Genomic DNA, 14,780 nt, shown 5'->3' with positions numbered 1-14,780 from the left:
CTAATTAATTATTCTATAATTGTTTTTGCTATTCTAACTTAAAAATATCAAAACGCGAAAACTTTAATTCGATTGTTTTTCTTTTAATCTAGCTAAAATTGAAGCTGCATTATTATTGCCAGCTTTAATACCGGCCGCTTCTAATTTACTATCAAGCGAATCAGGATTTTCAGTTGCTGCTAATTCTTTTTTTGCTTCAAAAGTGGCAGCAGCTTTTTCTTGACGTTTTTTGATTCTATCTAATGAATCGAGTGCAGTATGCAATTTAGCTGTTGAACCACCGTAACGCTGTGCTACTGCAGATTGTGCTTTTTGGACACTTTCAGTAGCTTTAACTATATCAACTTGTTGTTTTAAATTACGAATATTGATTTCAGATTGTGAAATAGTTTGTCGTAAATTTTTAACACTTTCAGCAAAATAGTTAGCTTGCTTTTTGTTATTTTCATATTGATTTTCGAGTACCGAAAGTTTTTCCGCTACTTCCAAAGCTAACTCTTCATTGTTATTTTCAAGTGCTTTAATAGCATATGCTTCATATTCAGTTATTTGAGCTTTTGTTGATTCAACTTGTTTCTCTGCTAATTTTTGTTCTGCTAGAATATTAGCTAATGATTCTTTAGCTTGTCTTAATTCTTCATCAGCATCTCTAATTTCTTGGTCTAATATACGTAATGCTTGAGAATCAATTATTGATTCGCCAACTTCATTTATTCCACCACGTAATGCTGTTACTAATTTTTTGAAGATAACCATATTTAACTCCTTCTATAACTTTTCGCTTTAACTATTCAATATTAAAGAAATGCTCATAAGCTTCAGTCGCTTTGATCACATTGTCTGATAACATTTCGAGTTCATAAATAATATCGTTTAAGGTTGAGGATGAACTAAGTGCACCATACATAATGTAATTGATTTCTCCATCTCCTGTTTTTTCAATTGCTATAGTTGATAAAGCAAATAGTTTTCTAGCAGACAGAATTTCTTCATTAAATGATGAAGGATTTTTGATTAGTGAAACTGGCCAAAGTAGTGCTTCTACAATAATTTGCTGATTTGAAACGCTTAAAAAAAGTGGTAAATCACCATAGTCATGCATAATGATATGTAAACAAGCATCGACACCATCAATTATTTCAATACTTGCAGAACTTTGTTTGATTAAATCAGTTTGATTTAATTCTTGGAAAAGGTCATTAATTTTCCAGATTTCTGTATTTTTCATTTCATTGTTTTCCTTCACATGGTACAAAAAAGATTTATTTTCTACAGCTGGTTGACGAAATTTTTTTTCGATTTCAAGTAACTCAGCAGTATTTTCAGGCAAAATCCAAACTTCTTTTTTTATCAACCCCTGTTCTCTTAAACGTTGTCGGTATTGTTGTTGATAAAATGCTGAGCTTTTAGCTTCTTTGGTTTTTTTCATAAATTTTGGTTATTCTTTAATTTTTTATACAACTTATATTAGCATAATTTTATCACATGTAAATATTACATGTGATATTTTTTATCAATTTATTGATGCTAAATTTACTTTAATTTTAATAAAAAACTAAACATCTTTAGGGAGGTTTTATAGAAGGCTATAGAATAAATAACCCGCATGATGCGGGTTATTTATTTGAAAAAATGATATATCATTCTAGAAATCAACATCTAAACCTAATTGGAATGTTCTGCCTGGAGCAGTAAACATGTTTAGATATTTATGATCTGATGTGCTGTATAATTTATTATTACTTAGATAATCCCAATATTTTTGATCGGTAAGATTATAAACTCCACCATTCAATTTAACATTCTTGGTAATATTAATATAACCAGTTAAATCAATAATGCCATGACCGGCGATTCTAAAATAGTCATCTTTAGAATTAGGAAGTGGTCTACCATCATTACCATAAGATTCTCTAGATGTCGCTTCGGCTTTTTTACCTTTTTGGAATGTTGCTGTAACAGCCACACCATAAAATTTATTCGGATCATCCCACGCTAAACCGACAACACCTTTCATTGGTGCTATTGAATCCATTTCAATATATTTATCACCTAAATAGCTTGATTTTGATTTGCCTTGGTTATAACCAATTGCAAATTTAGCGCTTAAGCCATTAGCAGATTCTACCCATTTGCCGATATTGAATTCACTGCTCAATTCAGCACCATAGATGTATGCCTTATCACGATTTTCTGCTTGATAAACAATTCGGTTACCTGTTCCAACAAAGTTCTTTCTATAACGTGTATAAGCGATGAAATTTTTATATTTATTATAAAAAGCTGAAGATGTTAAAGTTACACCTGAAACAGGATGTCCTTTCAAACCTAATTCAAAATTGTCACTGGTTTCAGTGTTAAGATTTGAATCACCAACAAGTACATACATATTGCTATGCGCTAAATAAGATCCATATAATTGGTTCTGATTTGGCATTTGTGCAGAACGTTTGTATTGTAAATAAGCAGTGAAGTCAGGATTAATATCATACATAAATGACATAGAAGGTAAAACTTGGAAATCACTATTACTACTGTATTGTTTACCTAACTGACTACCATTGATGTTTGTTACAGCCATATTTTCTAAATTACGAGGTTTAGTATTTTGGTAAATAACTCTAACACCAGGTACTAGATAGAAATTATTACTATCTTTAATATTAAAACTAATTCTGTCTTCGAGGAATCCCCCTAATTGATAACTTCGACTATCTGCTTGGGGTTTAGTGTAATCTCCGTCTGGAAATATTCTACCATTTTGAGATTGGGCTGAAGTAAAGAATGGTGATTCATCTTCACTCCATTTACCATTTAAACCAGCGCTAATTTTCTGATTTTCATAGTTTTTAACTAAAGTAGTAATAAAATTATAAGTTTTTGTATTGTAATTTGTTTGAGTATTAAAATTACCTTTAGTTGTATGTCTAATATCGGTACTATCATAGACATTGGTTCGTTGATAATTTAATTGAGTAGTTAAACTATCAATCCAGCTTATAGCAGTTGGTTTCCATTGATCTTTAATAGCAAGATTAAAGCGATTGTTTTTGCTTCTTTGATGATCAAGTGACTCAACTTTTTTACCGTATTTATCCCAAGTATCATAATGAGAATTTTTGGTTTTATTATTGTAATCAACTGTTGTATTAATTAAATGTTCTTCTGTCATTTGCCAGCCAAAACCAGCTAAAATTGAGTTAGAGTGCCAGTTTTCTGGATAACTACTTATTGAGTCTCCATTATTACGTGTTTGCTGGCCATCGCGTCGACTTAAAACCAAAATACCATTTAGATAATCATCACCACCAGCCATAGTTAAGCCCTGGTGGAAACTTCTATCTGAACTATCATAGTTATTTTGATAACCAAAGTAGGTCGTTTTACCCGGATAGAGGTAATAACTTGCCGATTTAGTTTGGAATGAAACTGAGCCACCTAGAGCATTATTTGCATTACTAACCGATGTCGCTCCTGATTGAATATCAACTTTATTGTACATATAGGTATCAATATAATCTCGGCCAATACCGTAAGATCCAAACCCAGCTCGTCCAACAGAGTTAACCCGACCTTGAGCTATTGGTAAAGGCATACCATCAATATCGATTGACACGCGGTTAGCATCTAAACCACGAATATTGTATCCAGTAAACCCACCACGGTCCCAACTACTTTTACTACTACCTGAACCTGAAATACTTCCTGGGGCAGAAATTAGAGGTTGATAACGCATTATAGTACCAAAATTAGTACCTCCATCACGGCGAATATCTTGCTCAGAAATTTCAGTATTCATTCCCGGATTTTTTGTTGCTTCATGAGCTGTTACAGTAATAGTATCAATGTCTTTTTCATCATTATGTTTATCAGTAGCGAAAGAGGGTAGTGCTAATGTTAAACCTATTGCTAATGAACTTGTCTTTTTTAAATATTTAAAATTCACATTTTTATCCTTTCAAACTTAATATGTTTAATGCGCGCATTTATTGCTTCAATTAATAAAAATATTATTAAAATAGTTTATTCAGGGTAAAAGCTTTGGAATAGCAATTTTGCTGCTTCATCAACTCTTGGCCCGATTCCAAATAAGTAACTATCATCTATAACCGTAATACGATTATTTTTAAATGCATTCGTTTCAGTAATACCTGGAATAGTATTGACTTTGTCTAAACCACCTAATTGATCAATCGAATATTTATTTAAAATGATAACTTCTGGATTGATAGCTATAATTGATTCTGCAGTGTAACTTTTGAAGCTATTATGCGTTGCCAAATTTTCACCACCAGCGATAGTAATTAATGCATCAATTGTAGTATTTTTACCTGCTACAGAATTTGAACCACTCATACTCATTAGGGATAAAACTTTTGTTTTTTGTGGGTGAGTTGCGATTTTGGCTTGAATGTCGGCAAGATTGGCTTTAATTCTATTGATTAATTTTTCGCCTTCTTCTTGTTTATTTAATTTAGATGCAATTTTATTGATATTTTCGTATAACAGTTCAATTGTACCAGGTACACGCCTTAATGCTAATACATCTACTTTTGACTCAGACACTTTTTCGATAACATTATCAGGTTCTACATCATTTAATGTTATAAACAAGGTTGGTCTAAGCGATAAAACACCTTCAATATTTAATAATTTCCAATAACCGATTTGTGGCAATTGTTTAACTTTCTCAGGATAACTGCTTGTTTTATCAACACCTACGACATCATCTCCAGCACCTAGTGCGAATACAATTTCAGTAAGAGATCCTCCAGCAATAACAATTCTTTCATTTGCTGAACTATAATTGAGAAGACTGTTGATACTAAATAATAGTAAAAATAGGCTAATCCTTTTTATAAAATTTTTCTTCATGATTTAATTTACCTACCATGGTTTTCAATTTTGGAAGAATAATATAGTGAAAATGATAACCATTATCAACATAAAATATTGGGGGATTTAATAGTAAAGCATTAGAAACTGATCAAGCATAAATGATAAATTAAAATTTATTTAAATAAATAATAATGTTATAACAAATTATTACAAAAATAATATATTGATATTTTGGGGGATATGAAAATTAGAATGATATCTTGTAGGGAAATTTTGGTACTTTTTATTTCTGTTTCAGTTTATTTAACTTAAATATAATTTTACTCATATTTTCATAGAGTAATTCTATTTTACTAGCTTCACATTTTGCGCTTAATCATCAAGTTTTGATTGATTAAATAACTTAAGAAAATTAACGATTATGCTAAATATTATAAGGAATTAAGAAATAAAATTGACTTAAAATTACCGAAATATCAATACAAGATAAGCGTTTATTTGGGGAAACAATAATGTTATCCATAGTAATTTCATCTTTAGCAAAATATGTAAATACAATTTGTATAAAGGTTCCACGAGTTACTAATCAATACAATAAATCGATCAGCATTATTAAAAAAAGGTTTTTATTTGCTAATTTTTTATGAAAATACTAGCGTTTAGTTTGAAAACTGAGCATAAATTTTAAAAAATAATCAGATTTAAATAGATAAATAAGAAAATAATTAAAAAAATATTGATAAATGATAATAATTATTATTTAATTCACCGAGATTATTTTTATGAATGGATGTTATGAAATCATTTGATGTAAGTGCGTTTTACGCTTCAAACTCAGTTTTACCTTTTAAAGATCGTTGGGCAGTAATGCCTTTACAAGCAAGTTTACCAGTATCACCTCAAGAATTGGAACAACAATGGAGTATTGTTCAAAATTCAGATTTATCTGGAAGAAAACGTCTAATTTATATACATATTCCTTTTTGTGATATTCATTGTCAATTTTGTGGATTTTATCAAAATCCTTTGCGTAAATTTGATACCAACACTTATATTGATTACTTATTACAAGAGATATTCCTAGAAATTAACAATAAAGCGATGCAGTCTGCGCCAATTCATGCTATTTATTTTGGAGGTGGAACACCTTCAGCTTTAGCTGCAGGACAATTAGCTCGTGTAATAAATTATCTAAAAAAACATGCTCCTCTAGCACCTGACTGCGAAATTACTGTAGAAGGGCGAATTTCTGATTTCGATGAGGATAAAATTGATAGTTACATTGAGGCTGGGGCAAACCGTTTTTCGATAGGTATTCAAACCTTTAATACCGAAATTAGACAGCGATTAGGACGCCAGTCTTCTGAAAAGGAAATTATTAAAAGTTTTGAACGTATTGCTGCACGAGATAGTGTTGCTTTAGTTTGTGACCTTATGTTTGGACTACCTAATCAAACTCCAGTTACTTGGCAAAGAGATTTAGAAATCGCCGATCAATTGCCTCTCGACGGGGTTGATCTTTACTCCTTAAATCTTTTACCAACAACGCCATTAGCTAAAGGTGTTGAAAATAAAAGAATAGAGATTCCAACAGTAACTGATAAGTGCGATTTTTATCATCAAGGAGCTAAATATTTAGATAGACAGGGTTGGACTCATTTAACCAATGCTCATTGGGCAAAAACGAGTCGTGAACGGAATTTATACAATTTTTTAATCAAACAAGGCTCACACTTTTTTGGATTTGGTTCTTGTGCTGGTGGAAAGCTAGACGGGCAATCATATATGATCCATCGTGATTTAAATCAATATTATTCCTTATTAGATCAAGGTAAAAAGCCCCTAATGATGTTAACCGGTAAACCATTACTCGGTGACTGGCTGCATAAATTACAAGCAGGTATAGAAAAAGGGCGTGTTGATCTAACGCAACTTACTAATCAAGCTGAATTATTTGATCCATTAATCAAGCAATGGCATGAAGTAGGATTACTACAAAATGAAGATCGTTGTTTACGATTGACTTTATCGGGACGTTTTTGGTCAAGTAATATTGTACAAGCTTTGCAACAGCTTTTACTACAGCTTAATAATCCTGAGCATATTGAATTACAAAACAAGATGGCACAAGCTAGACAAGCCATGCAACAAGGTAATGGTATGCCTAAATCTCACCCACATATGCAAAACATCCAAGTAAAAACAGAAAATTAAAGGAAATTACTATGGCAGATAAACAAACCCTTTTAAATAGTCTTGCAACTTATATGCAATCTAACCCTGAAGAATTACTAGAGAAAATTGCCCAAGATCATAAAGTCACTATGACGCAAGTGATCCAAGCAATACCTGATGCAAAAATCGTAGATGGAAGTAACTTTGATACAATTTGGGAAGAAGTAACAACTTGGGGTGACGTATTGTTTTTAGTTCATACTGGTGACATTATTGCTGAAATTTCAGGTGAATTGCCTCCTGGAACTCATAGCCAAAAATACTTTAACTTACGCCATCAAAAAGGGTTAAGTGGTCACATAAAAGCAGAACATTGCCAATATATTGCATTTATTGAAAGAAAATTTATGAAAATGTCGACTGCTTCTATTATATTCCTTAATCATTTAGGTCAATCAATGTTTAAAATTTTTGTTGGGCGTGATGAAAAACATCAATTAAAAGCAGAACAACTTGAAAAATTTAGAGCTTTAGCAAAAAAAATCAATTAATTTTAAGAAACAATAAAATGAAAACAGTAATTATTTTTGGTGTAAGTTCAAAGCTAGGAACTGGTTATCAAGTATCTCAATTAATCAAACAATGCCACCCTGAGTGGCGTTGTATTGTATTAGTTCGTGATGCCGATTTTGCAAAACAATTATCTGAACAAGGTATTGAAACTCATGTTGGCGATGCAACTGACGTTGAATTAGTGAAACAGATATGTCAACAAAACGGTAGTGACGCGACAGTAATTTCAACTTTAGGTGGAGAAACGGGTAATTACATTGCTCAGCGCATTATCATTGATTGCGCAGAACAGGTTGGAATTAAACAAATGATATTAGTGACCTCGCTTGGTTGTGGTGATTCATGGTCAACATTATCCTTACGAGCTAAGCAAGCATTTGGTAATGCGGTTCGAGAAAAATCACTAGCTGAAATTTGGTTACAAACCAGCTCATTAAATTATGTGATCTTAAGACCAGGTGGTTTACGAGATGGAGAAACAACCAATCGCGGTGAATGTTATTTCGCTAAGGAAGTTCATGGTTTTGTATATCGCAAAGAATTAGCCAGAATAATCATTGATAAAATTGCTAATCAACAATTTGATAACCGAGCATATAGTGTTGTTGACCCAAGCTTAGCGGTGAGTTATTAGTATTAAAAATATGAGGTTAATCGGTGCGAAAATCTAGTCAACAAATATTGTTAGTGGGATTATTTGCTTTACTTTTAATTTTAATTGTCTATTCGGCAAACTCTGGAGCATTAAAATTATCTTTTACGCAATTAATTAATATGTCATTTGATGATCCATTATGGAATATTTGGTGTAACATTCGATTACCCAGAATTATACTTGCTGTAGTGGTCGGTATGGCATTAGCCACTTCTGGTGCTGTTATGCAAGGATTATTCAGAAACCCTTTAGCTGATCCTGGTTTATTAGGTATTAGTAGTGGTGCAAGCCTAATGGTAGGTATATCGATATTATTTCCTGCCGTTTTTCCTCCGATTATGATGCTTTACGGAAAAATGATTGCTGCATTTGCTGGTAGTTTATCTATCTGTATTCTTATATACCTCTATAGTCTTAATGAACAATGTAATTTAGCTAAAATGATTTTGTTAGGGGTCGCAATTAATGCCATCATTGGATCAATATTGGGAGGACTCAGTTACATTAGTGATGAATCTCAATTACGTCAACTTTCGTTATGGTCAATGGGACATTTAGGAAAAGGCTCTTGGGACCTGGTCATTGTATCCATTTCTTTAATTTTACCTACGTTATTATGTGTTATTAAACTTGCTCATCATCTCAACATATTACAGCTGGGGGATGAAGATGCTCATTATTTAGGTATCAATGTTGAACGCACTAAACGCTATCTATTATTACTTAGTGCTGTACTGATTGGTACTTCTGTTGCAGTGAGTGGCATTATTGCTTTTGTTGGATTAGTTGTACCTCACATGATTCGTTTACAAGTCGGTGCAAACCATAAATGGCTAATACCTGGCTCTGCATTAGGTGGTGCTTGTTTACTTTTATTAGCTGATACTTTAGCTAGAACATTAGTTGCTCCAACTGAAATTCCTGTCGGTCTTTTAACCAGCCTAATTGGTGGTCCGTATTTTCTTTGGCTTATTCTGAGACATAAATAACTGATGGAGATTTATTGTGTTAACCGCTAAAAATTTAACATTTGGTTATGGTCGTCGAATGATAATTAATGATGTATCTTTATCAATAAATTCAGGCGAAATTGTAATTATCATAGGTCCTAATGGCGCAGGTAAGTCCACTTTATTGCGTTTACTAACAGGTTATCAAAAACCATTATCTGGTGAATGTTATCTATTAGATAAACCATTATCACAGTGGCCACAAAAACAATTAGCAAAAATAAGAACAGTTATGCTTCAACAAAGCCAACTTACTTTTCCTTTTAAAGTAAAAGAAGTAATAGCAATGGGACGAGCTCCTTATGGCAAAATACATTTTGATGAATCAATTCACGAAGTGATGATACAAACTGATTGTTTACAATTTGCTGACCGAGATTATAGAGGTTTATCCGGAGGAGAACAGCAAAGAGTTCAATTAGCTAGAGTCTTAGCTCAATTGTGGCAACCGCAATCTAATGAAAAATTATTATTTTTAGATGAACCTACCTCTGCACTTGATCTTTATCATCAACAACATACTTTAAGATTATTAAAGCAGTTAGCTATTAAGCAGAAATTAGCAGTATGTTGCATCTTACATGATCTCAATTTAGCTGCTTTGTATGCTGATAAAATTATTCTTGTTAACCAAGGAAAAATTGTAGAACAAGGCGTACCATCTGAAGTATTAACTGTTGAAAATATCAATCGATGGTATGGTGTTGAATTAGGTATTTATAATCACCCTAAACATTCATCAATACCTCAAATCTATTTAAATCCCTAAAGGATAAATCTAATATCATCCGCTCCATTTTCGTTCAAAATGAGTATATAATTAAGCAAACTTAACAATTGGGGCTGATGATGATTAACGAAAATAGTAATAATTCTATTCTGGTTTCAGATCTACTTGCAGCACACCCTGTCTTTAGTTGTCAATTGGATGGGAAGGGCAAAGCCAACCCTTTAAATGATAAAAGTGAAGCTTCAATTTCACAACCTTATTGGATACATCTTGATTTTGCTAAAAGCGAAACAATCAATTGGATTAACCAAACAAATTTAATTCCAGATCTTGTCAAAAATGAATTGATTAAACCCAATCAGTTTCCTAAAGAAATTCGCTTTGATACAGGCATTTTAGTCGTACTTAAAGGTGTTAATTTTACACCTAATGAGCTACCTGATCCTATCGTCACTTTCCGATTTTATATAACTGATAATTTTATAATATCAACTAGGCACCAAAAAATTGATGCCATCATCAAATTAAAAGAAAATTTAGAAAAAGGTATTGGCCCTGTAGATGTTGCTGATTGGCTAATTCAACTTTCTGAATTAATTTGTGATCAAGTTAATTTATCTTTTGATGGGGTTCACAATAAAATCATCAAATTGGAAGATCTATTATTAAATCAACGGATTTTTTCTCACAAGGAAATTGGAAGAGTTCGTAAACAACTTTTTATATTACGTCGTTTACTTTCCCCACAGCGCGATATATTTGTCAAAATTTCGACTGAAAGAATATCTTGGATTGATGACAATGATCGCCAGCGATTGCATGACATTTCTAGCCAACAAAATCACTATGTCTCTGAAATTGATAGTTGTTTGATTAGAATTGGTTCCGTTATGGAACAAATTAATAGCATTTTGGCCGAATCGACGAATAAACGTATTTATTTAATGTCCTTGTTTACCATCATTTTTACACCAATTACTTTTATCACTAGTTTGCTTGGTGTTAATTTGGCCGGCATTCCGTTCAATGAAAAAGAGTGGTCTTTTATAGGGTTAATATTCCTATTAATTCTGATCAGTATACTTTCAGTGGTATGGCTTAAGCTAAAAAAATGGTGGTAAAAAATTAAGCTTAAATATGAAAAAGGAAATATATTGATGTATTTTGATAAAATTATTAATAAAAAAGATATTGAATCATTATTTCAAAATACAACTCAAACAATTATTCAAGCTTATTGGGAAGGAAATATCGGTTTTGCATATGCTGATGATTTATTGCGGCCTACATCAGTAGTAATTAATCTTGGTTGCTTCTTTTTTTTAGCAGGTCAACCGAACCAGCAAATGCTTCACTATATTCCAAAAGTATATAGTGATGATTATGCAATTCTTATCCCTATTGATAAAACCTGGCAAAATTTAATTGAAAATATATATCGCAACAATTATGAAAAAATTACACGTTATAGTTTTTATACTCCTACAGAATTTGATATTCAGAAACTACAATTAATTATCTCAAAATTACCTGAAAACTATCAATTAAAAGCTATTGATGAAAAGTATTATCAGCAAATTCTCAATCTTGAATGGGCTAAAGACTTGTGTAAAAACTTTAACTCATACTTGGATTTTGAAAAATCAGGATTGGGATTTATTATTTTAAAAGATAATGTTATTGTTTCTGGTGCATCATCTTATTTAGCATATAATAATAGTATCGACATTGAAGTCGATACAATAGTTGAGGAAAGACGAAAAGGACTTGCATTAATTAGTTCGGCAAAGTTAATTTTAGCTTGCCTAGATCGTCAAATAACACCTAACTGGGATGCTCACAACAAGCCCTCTTTAAAGCTTGCTACTGAGTTGGGTTATATTTTAAATCAACCCTATAATGCTTATGTCGTTTGGAATTTATGATTAACACTAATTATTATGCAATCTAAAGAACCTTATCGTCTATTTATTGCCGAAAAACCGAGCTTAGCTAGAGCTATTGCTGATGTTTTGCCTAAACCCCACCAAAAGGGAAATGGATTTATCAAAGCCAGTAATGGTGATATTGTTAGCTGGTGTATTGGGCACTTATTAGAACAAGCAACACCTGAAATATATGATGAACGCTATAAAAAATGGGTTTTAGACGATCTACCCATTGTTCCTGCAAAATGGATATTGATACCCAAAAATAGTACCGAAAAACAATTTAACACCTTAGTTGAATTGATTAAATCAGCTGAACAAATTGTACATGCGGGTGACCCAGATAGAGAAGGGCAATTATTAGTTGATGAAGTACTTAACTATTGCCAGTTACCACCAGAAAAGCGGAAAACTATTCAACGTTGTTTAATCAGCGATTTGAATGCTAGCGCTGTTGAAAAATCACTTGAGCAATTACGTAGTAATCAAGATTTTATCCCATTATCTACTTCTGCTTTAGCAAGAGCAAGAGCTGATTGGTTATATGGGATGAATATGAGTCGTGTTTGTACTCTTGTGGGGCAACGAAGCGGTTATCGTGGTGTACTTTCTATTGGGCGCGTACAAACACCGATTTTAGGATTAGTGGTTAGACGAGATTTAGAGATAGCGCAATTTGTTCCTAAACCATTTTATGAAGTTTATGCCATATTACAAACCAAGGATAACGAAACCTTCAAGGCCAAATGGCAACCAAGCGAGGCATGTGAACCTTATCAAGATGAAGAGGGCAGGGTTTTAGTTAAAGGTTTAGCAGAAAACGTTTGTCAACGAATTAAAGATCAGACAGGCACTATTGATAAAGTAAGTAATAAAAAGAAAGAACTTGCACCACCTATGCCATTTAATTTATCGGCTTTGCAAATTGAAATGGCAAAACGAAATGGTCTAAGTGCACAAGATGTGCTTGATATTTGCCAATCATTATATGAAAAACATAAATTAATTACCTATCCTCGTTCAGATTGCCGTTTTTTGCCTGAAGAGCACTTAACACAAATTAATGGTGTAAAATCTGCGATTGAAAACAATTGTTCTGCGTTACAACTTGCAATTAATAATGCTGATTTCACTTTACGTTCTAAAGCTTGGAATGATAAAAAAGTTGAGGCTCACCACGCTATTATTCCAACATTGCGTAAAGTGAGAGCCGAAAGTTTATCTAGTAATGAGTTAGCCGTCTATCAAGTGATTGCTACACAATACTTAGCACAATTTTATCCAGCTTATAAATATGCTGAGTTACAGATTGATGTTGATATCAATGGTGGTAAATTTATCTCTAAAGCCAATCAAATGTTGGACGAAGGCTGGAAAGTACTGTTTAGAAGTAAAAATTATCAAGCAGAGAACGATACCGATAATAGTGAGAATAATGGTTTATTAACTAAATTAGTTAAAAAAGGCGAATCAGTCCTATGTATTGATACCGAATTACTCAGTAAAGAAACTCAACCTCCAAGACCATTTACGGATGCGACTTTACTTTCTGCAATGACAGGTATAGCTAGATTTGTTAAAGATCCTGAGATAAAAAAAATATTACGCGAAACTGATGGATTAGGTACTGAGGCAACAAGAGCTGGTATTATTGAGCTTTTATTTAAACGTCAATTTTTAACGCGTCAAGGTAAATCAATTCGTTCAACGAAGGTAGGCCAAAACTTGATTTTATCATTACCGGAAAGTGTTTCAATGCCAGATATGACTGCACATTGGGAGTTGCAGCTTGAAGAAATTAGTAAAAAAGAATTCAGTTATCAACAATTTATGTATCAATTAAATTCGTCTTTGCTTACATTAGTTGAACAGTTAAAAAATTCAAGATTGAAAATTCAATCATAAATTTCTATTACCAAAAGGACAATAAATAGTTTTTTTATTATTTATTGTCCTGTCTAATAATAAAATCTAAATAATAATTATTCTTCTAAATCCGTAGACTCTTTTTTGTCAATTTCTCTTGAGATTGTCTCAATTGGTCTATTTTCATCGAGGATTTTAGCAAATACTTTATTTGCTCTAATTAAAAATTGTTTATCCTTTAAAATGATGCGGTAACTATTTAATCTTTTTAATGGTCCTTTAGCAAATTGCGCAATAATGATTATTAGAACAAAAATCGTCAATACAGAAATAATGACATTAATAATCCATTCTGATTTGAAAATAGTATGGAGATTATATATAACCATAAAAAAGGTAAACAGACTAACAGCAGCAGTTAAAATCACGTCTTTAATTAAAAAAGGTCTAAGAAATGTAATACGGTTTTTTTCAATACCGAAATATTGAGTTAATTGATTTAATTGACTCAATTCAATAACATTATGAATATCTGCATTAACAACAGAAATAGCAATTCTTTCTTTGTTAATATTGCCTGGTTTATAAAAACAAACTTTTTCCCAAATCAGTTTTTTCTTGATATTGTTTAAATAATCTTTTTGATAACTAGGTTGAGGTACTTTTTCTAATATATCTGTATATCTAATAATATTGTCAAAGTAATTATTAGGTGTGTTTCTTTTATAAATAAAGCCAATAATTGATAGAGCGAAGATAATAAATAAATTAAACCAATTATCTTGCAACAATTGAGTAATATCCATCCAATTTAACCAGTGTTGTTAACAATTGGTTAATTGTAACTGATATTATGTAAAACGGGTATTAATTCTACATTTCATCATCCTAGTAGTGGTGTTTTTAATCAATTGCAACTTTATTACAAGTAATCGGTTGACTTCTTGAATGCAAAAGCGTATAAAGTGCTCGCCTTTGAGCTTTTCTTACTTTTTTAACGATAA

13 protein-coding genes are annotated in these 14,780 nt (G+C 32.0%); 8 read left to right on the top strand and 5 right to left on the bottom strand.

Annotated elements, in window-relative coordinates; translation table 11 throughout:
* Positions 1-63 precede the first annotated feature (63 nt).
* The 4 genes from GYM76_RS05360 to GYM76_RS05345 form a co-directional block, all read right to left on the bottom strand.
* Complete coding sequence (locus GYM76_RS05360) at positions 64-756, bottom strand: PspA/IM30 family protein (protein WP_065734407.1); 693 nt, start codon at positions 754-756, stop codon at positions 64-66.
* A gap of 31 nt (positions 757-787) precedes the next feature.
* Positions 788-1,429 carry a YjfI family protein gene (locus GYM76_RS05355; protein ID WP_065734406.1) on the bottom strand — a complete coding sequence of 214 codons (642 nt, stop codon included), beginning with the start codon at positions 1,427-1,429 and terminating at the stop codon, positions 788-790.
* A gap of 216 nt (positions 1,430-1,645) precedes the next feature.
* Entirely contained in the window at positions 1,646-3,946 is a 2,301-nt protein-coding gene (locus GYM76_RS05350; RefSeq protein ID WP_220226158.1) for a TonB-dependent receptor domain-containing protein, read from the bottom strand.
* 77 nt (positions 3,947-4,023) lie between these two features.
* Positions 4,024-4,875 (bottom strand): hemin ABC transporter substrate-binding protein, encoded by an 852-nt coding sequence (locus tag GYM76_RS05345; protein ID WP_220226157.1) that lies wholly within the window; start codon positions 4,873-4,875, stop codon positions 4,024-4,026.
* 750 nt (positions 4,876-5,625) lie between these two features.
* Here GYM76_RS05345 and hutW point away from each other — a divergent pair.
* The 8 genes from hutW to GYM76_RS05305 all read left to right on the top strand — a co-directional run bounded on the left by hutW (position 5,626) and on the right by GYM76_RS05305 (position 13,815).
* Complete coding sequence (hutW, locus tag GYM76_RS05340; protein WP_370632590.1) at positions 5,626-7,053, top strand: heme anaerobic degradation radical SAM methyltransferase ChuW/HutW; 1,428 nt, start codon at positions 5,626-5,628, stop codon at positions 7,051-7,053.
* 11 nt (positions 7,054-7,064) lie between these two features.
* Positions 7,065-7,565, top strand: coding sequence for a heme utilization cystosolic carrier protein HutX (hutX, locus tag GYM76_RS05335; RefSeq protein ID WP_065562481.1), 501 nt, complete (start codon positions 7,065-7,067; stop codon positions 7,563-7,565).
* 17 nt (positions 7,566-7,582) lie between these two features.
* Positions 7,583-8,221, top strand: a complete 639-nt coding sequence (locus GYM76_RS05330; RefSeq protein WP_065734206.1) for an NAD(P)H-binding protein — start codon at positions 7,583-7,585, stop codon at positions 8,219-8,221.
* Between the two features lie 23 nt (positions 8,222-8,244).
* Positions 8,245-9,231: an iron ABC transporter permease gene (locus GYM76_RS05325; protein ID WP_220226155.1), complete on the top strand. Its 987-nt coding sequence runs from the start codon at positions 8,245-8,247 to the stop codon at positions 9,229-9,231.
* A 16-nt stretch (positions 9,232-9,247) separates the two neighbouring features.
* Positions 9,248-10,021 (top strand): heme ABC transporter ATP-binding protein, encoded by a 774-nt coding sequence (locus GYM76_RS05320; RefSeq protein WP_220226154.1) that lies wholly within the window; start codon positions 9,248-9,250, stop codon positions 10,019-10,021.
* Positions 10,022-10,098: 77 nt separating this feature from the next.
* A complete protein-coding gene (gene zntB, locus GYM76_RS05315) occupies positions 10,099-11,103 on the top strand; it encodes a zinc transporter ZntB (protein ID WP_220226153.1) in 1,005 nt (334 codons plus the stop codon).
* Positions 11,104-11,139: 36 nt separating this feature from the next.
* Positions 11,140-11,907 (top strand): GNAT family N-acetyltransferase, encoded by a 768-nt coding sequence (locus tag GYM76_RS05310; RefSeq protein ID WP_220226152.1) that lies wholly within the window; start codon positions 11,140-11,142, stop codon positions 11,905-11,907.
* Between the two features lie 15 nt (positions 11,908-11,922).
* Positions 11,923-13,815: a DNA topoisomerase III gene (locus GYM76_RS05305; RefSeq protein ID WP_065562485.1), complete on the top strand. Its 1,893-nt coding sequence runs from the start codon at positions 11,923-11,925 to the stop codon at positions 13,813-13,815.
* Between the two features lie 77 nt (positions 13,816-13,892).
* Here GYM76_RS05305 and GYM76_RS05300 read toward each other — a convergent pair whose 3' ends face one another.
* Positions 13,893-14,582 carry a hypothetical protein gene (locus GYM76_RS05300; protein WP_220226151.1) on the bottom strand — a complete coding sequence of 230 codons (690 nt, stop codon included), beginning with the start codon at positions 14,580-14,582 and terminating at the stop codon, positions 13,893-13,895.
* Positions 14,583-14,780 lie beyond the last annotated feature (198 nt).

The organism is Gilliamella sp. ESL0443 (assembly GCF_019469165.1).
GTDB lineage: Bacteria > Pseudomonadota > Gammaproteobacteria > Enterobacterales > Orbaceae > Gilliamella > Gilliamella apicola_E.
This window is presented reverse-complemented; position numbering and strand designations above follow the sequence as displayed.

Bases quoted from the DNA above. Each gene is read 5' to 3' on its own strand.
- GYM76_RS05360 (WP_065734407.1), bottom strand. From the start codon at position 756: ATGGTTATCTTCAAAAAATTAGTAACAGCATTACGTGGTGGAATAAAT.
- GYM76_RS05355 (WP_065734406.1), bottom strand. From the start codon at position 1,429: ATGAAAAAAACCAAAGAAGCTAAAAGCTCAGCATTTTATCAACAACAA.
- GYM76_RS05345 (WP_220226157.1), bottom strand. From the start codon at position 4,875: ATGAAGAAAAATTTTATAAAAAGGATTAGCCTATTTTTACTATTATTT.
- hutW (WP_370632590.1), top strand. From the start codon at position 5,626: ATGGATGTTATGAAATCATTTGATGTAAGTGCGTTTTACGCTTCAAAC.
- hutX (WP_065562481.1), top strand. From the start codon at position 7,065: ATGGCAGATAAACAAACCCTTTTAAATAGTCTTGCAACTTATATGCAA.
- GYM76_RS05330 (WP_065734206.1), top strand. From the start codon at position 7,583: ATGAAAACAGTAATTATTTTTGGTGTAAGTTCAAAGCTAGGAACTGGT.
- zntB (WP_220226153.1), top strand. From the start codon at position 10,099: ATGATGATTAACGAAAATAGTAATAATTCTATTCTGGTTTCAGATCTA.
- GYM76_RS05310 (WP_220226152.1), top strand. From the start codon at position 11,140: ATGTATTTTGATAAAATTATTAATAAAAAAGATATTGAATCATTATTT.
- GYM76_RS05305 (WP_065562485.1), top strand. From the start codon at position 11,923: ATGCAATCTAAAGAACCTTATCGTCTATTTATTGCCGAAAAACCGAGC.
- GYM76_RS05300 (WP_220226151.1), bottom strand. From the start codon at position 14,582: ATGGATATTACTCAATTGTTGCAAGATAATTGGTTTAATTTATTTATT.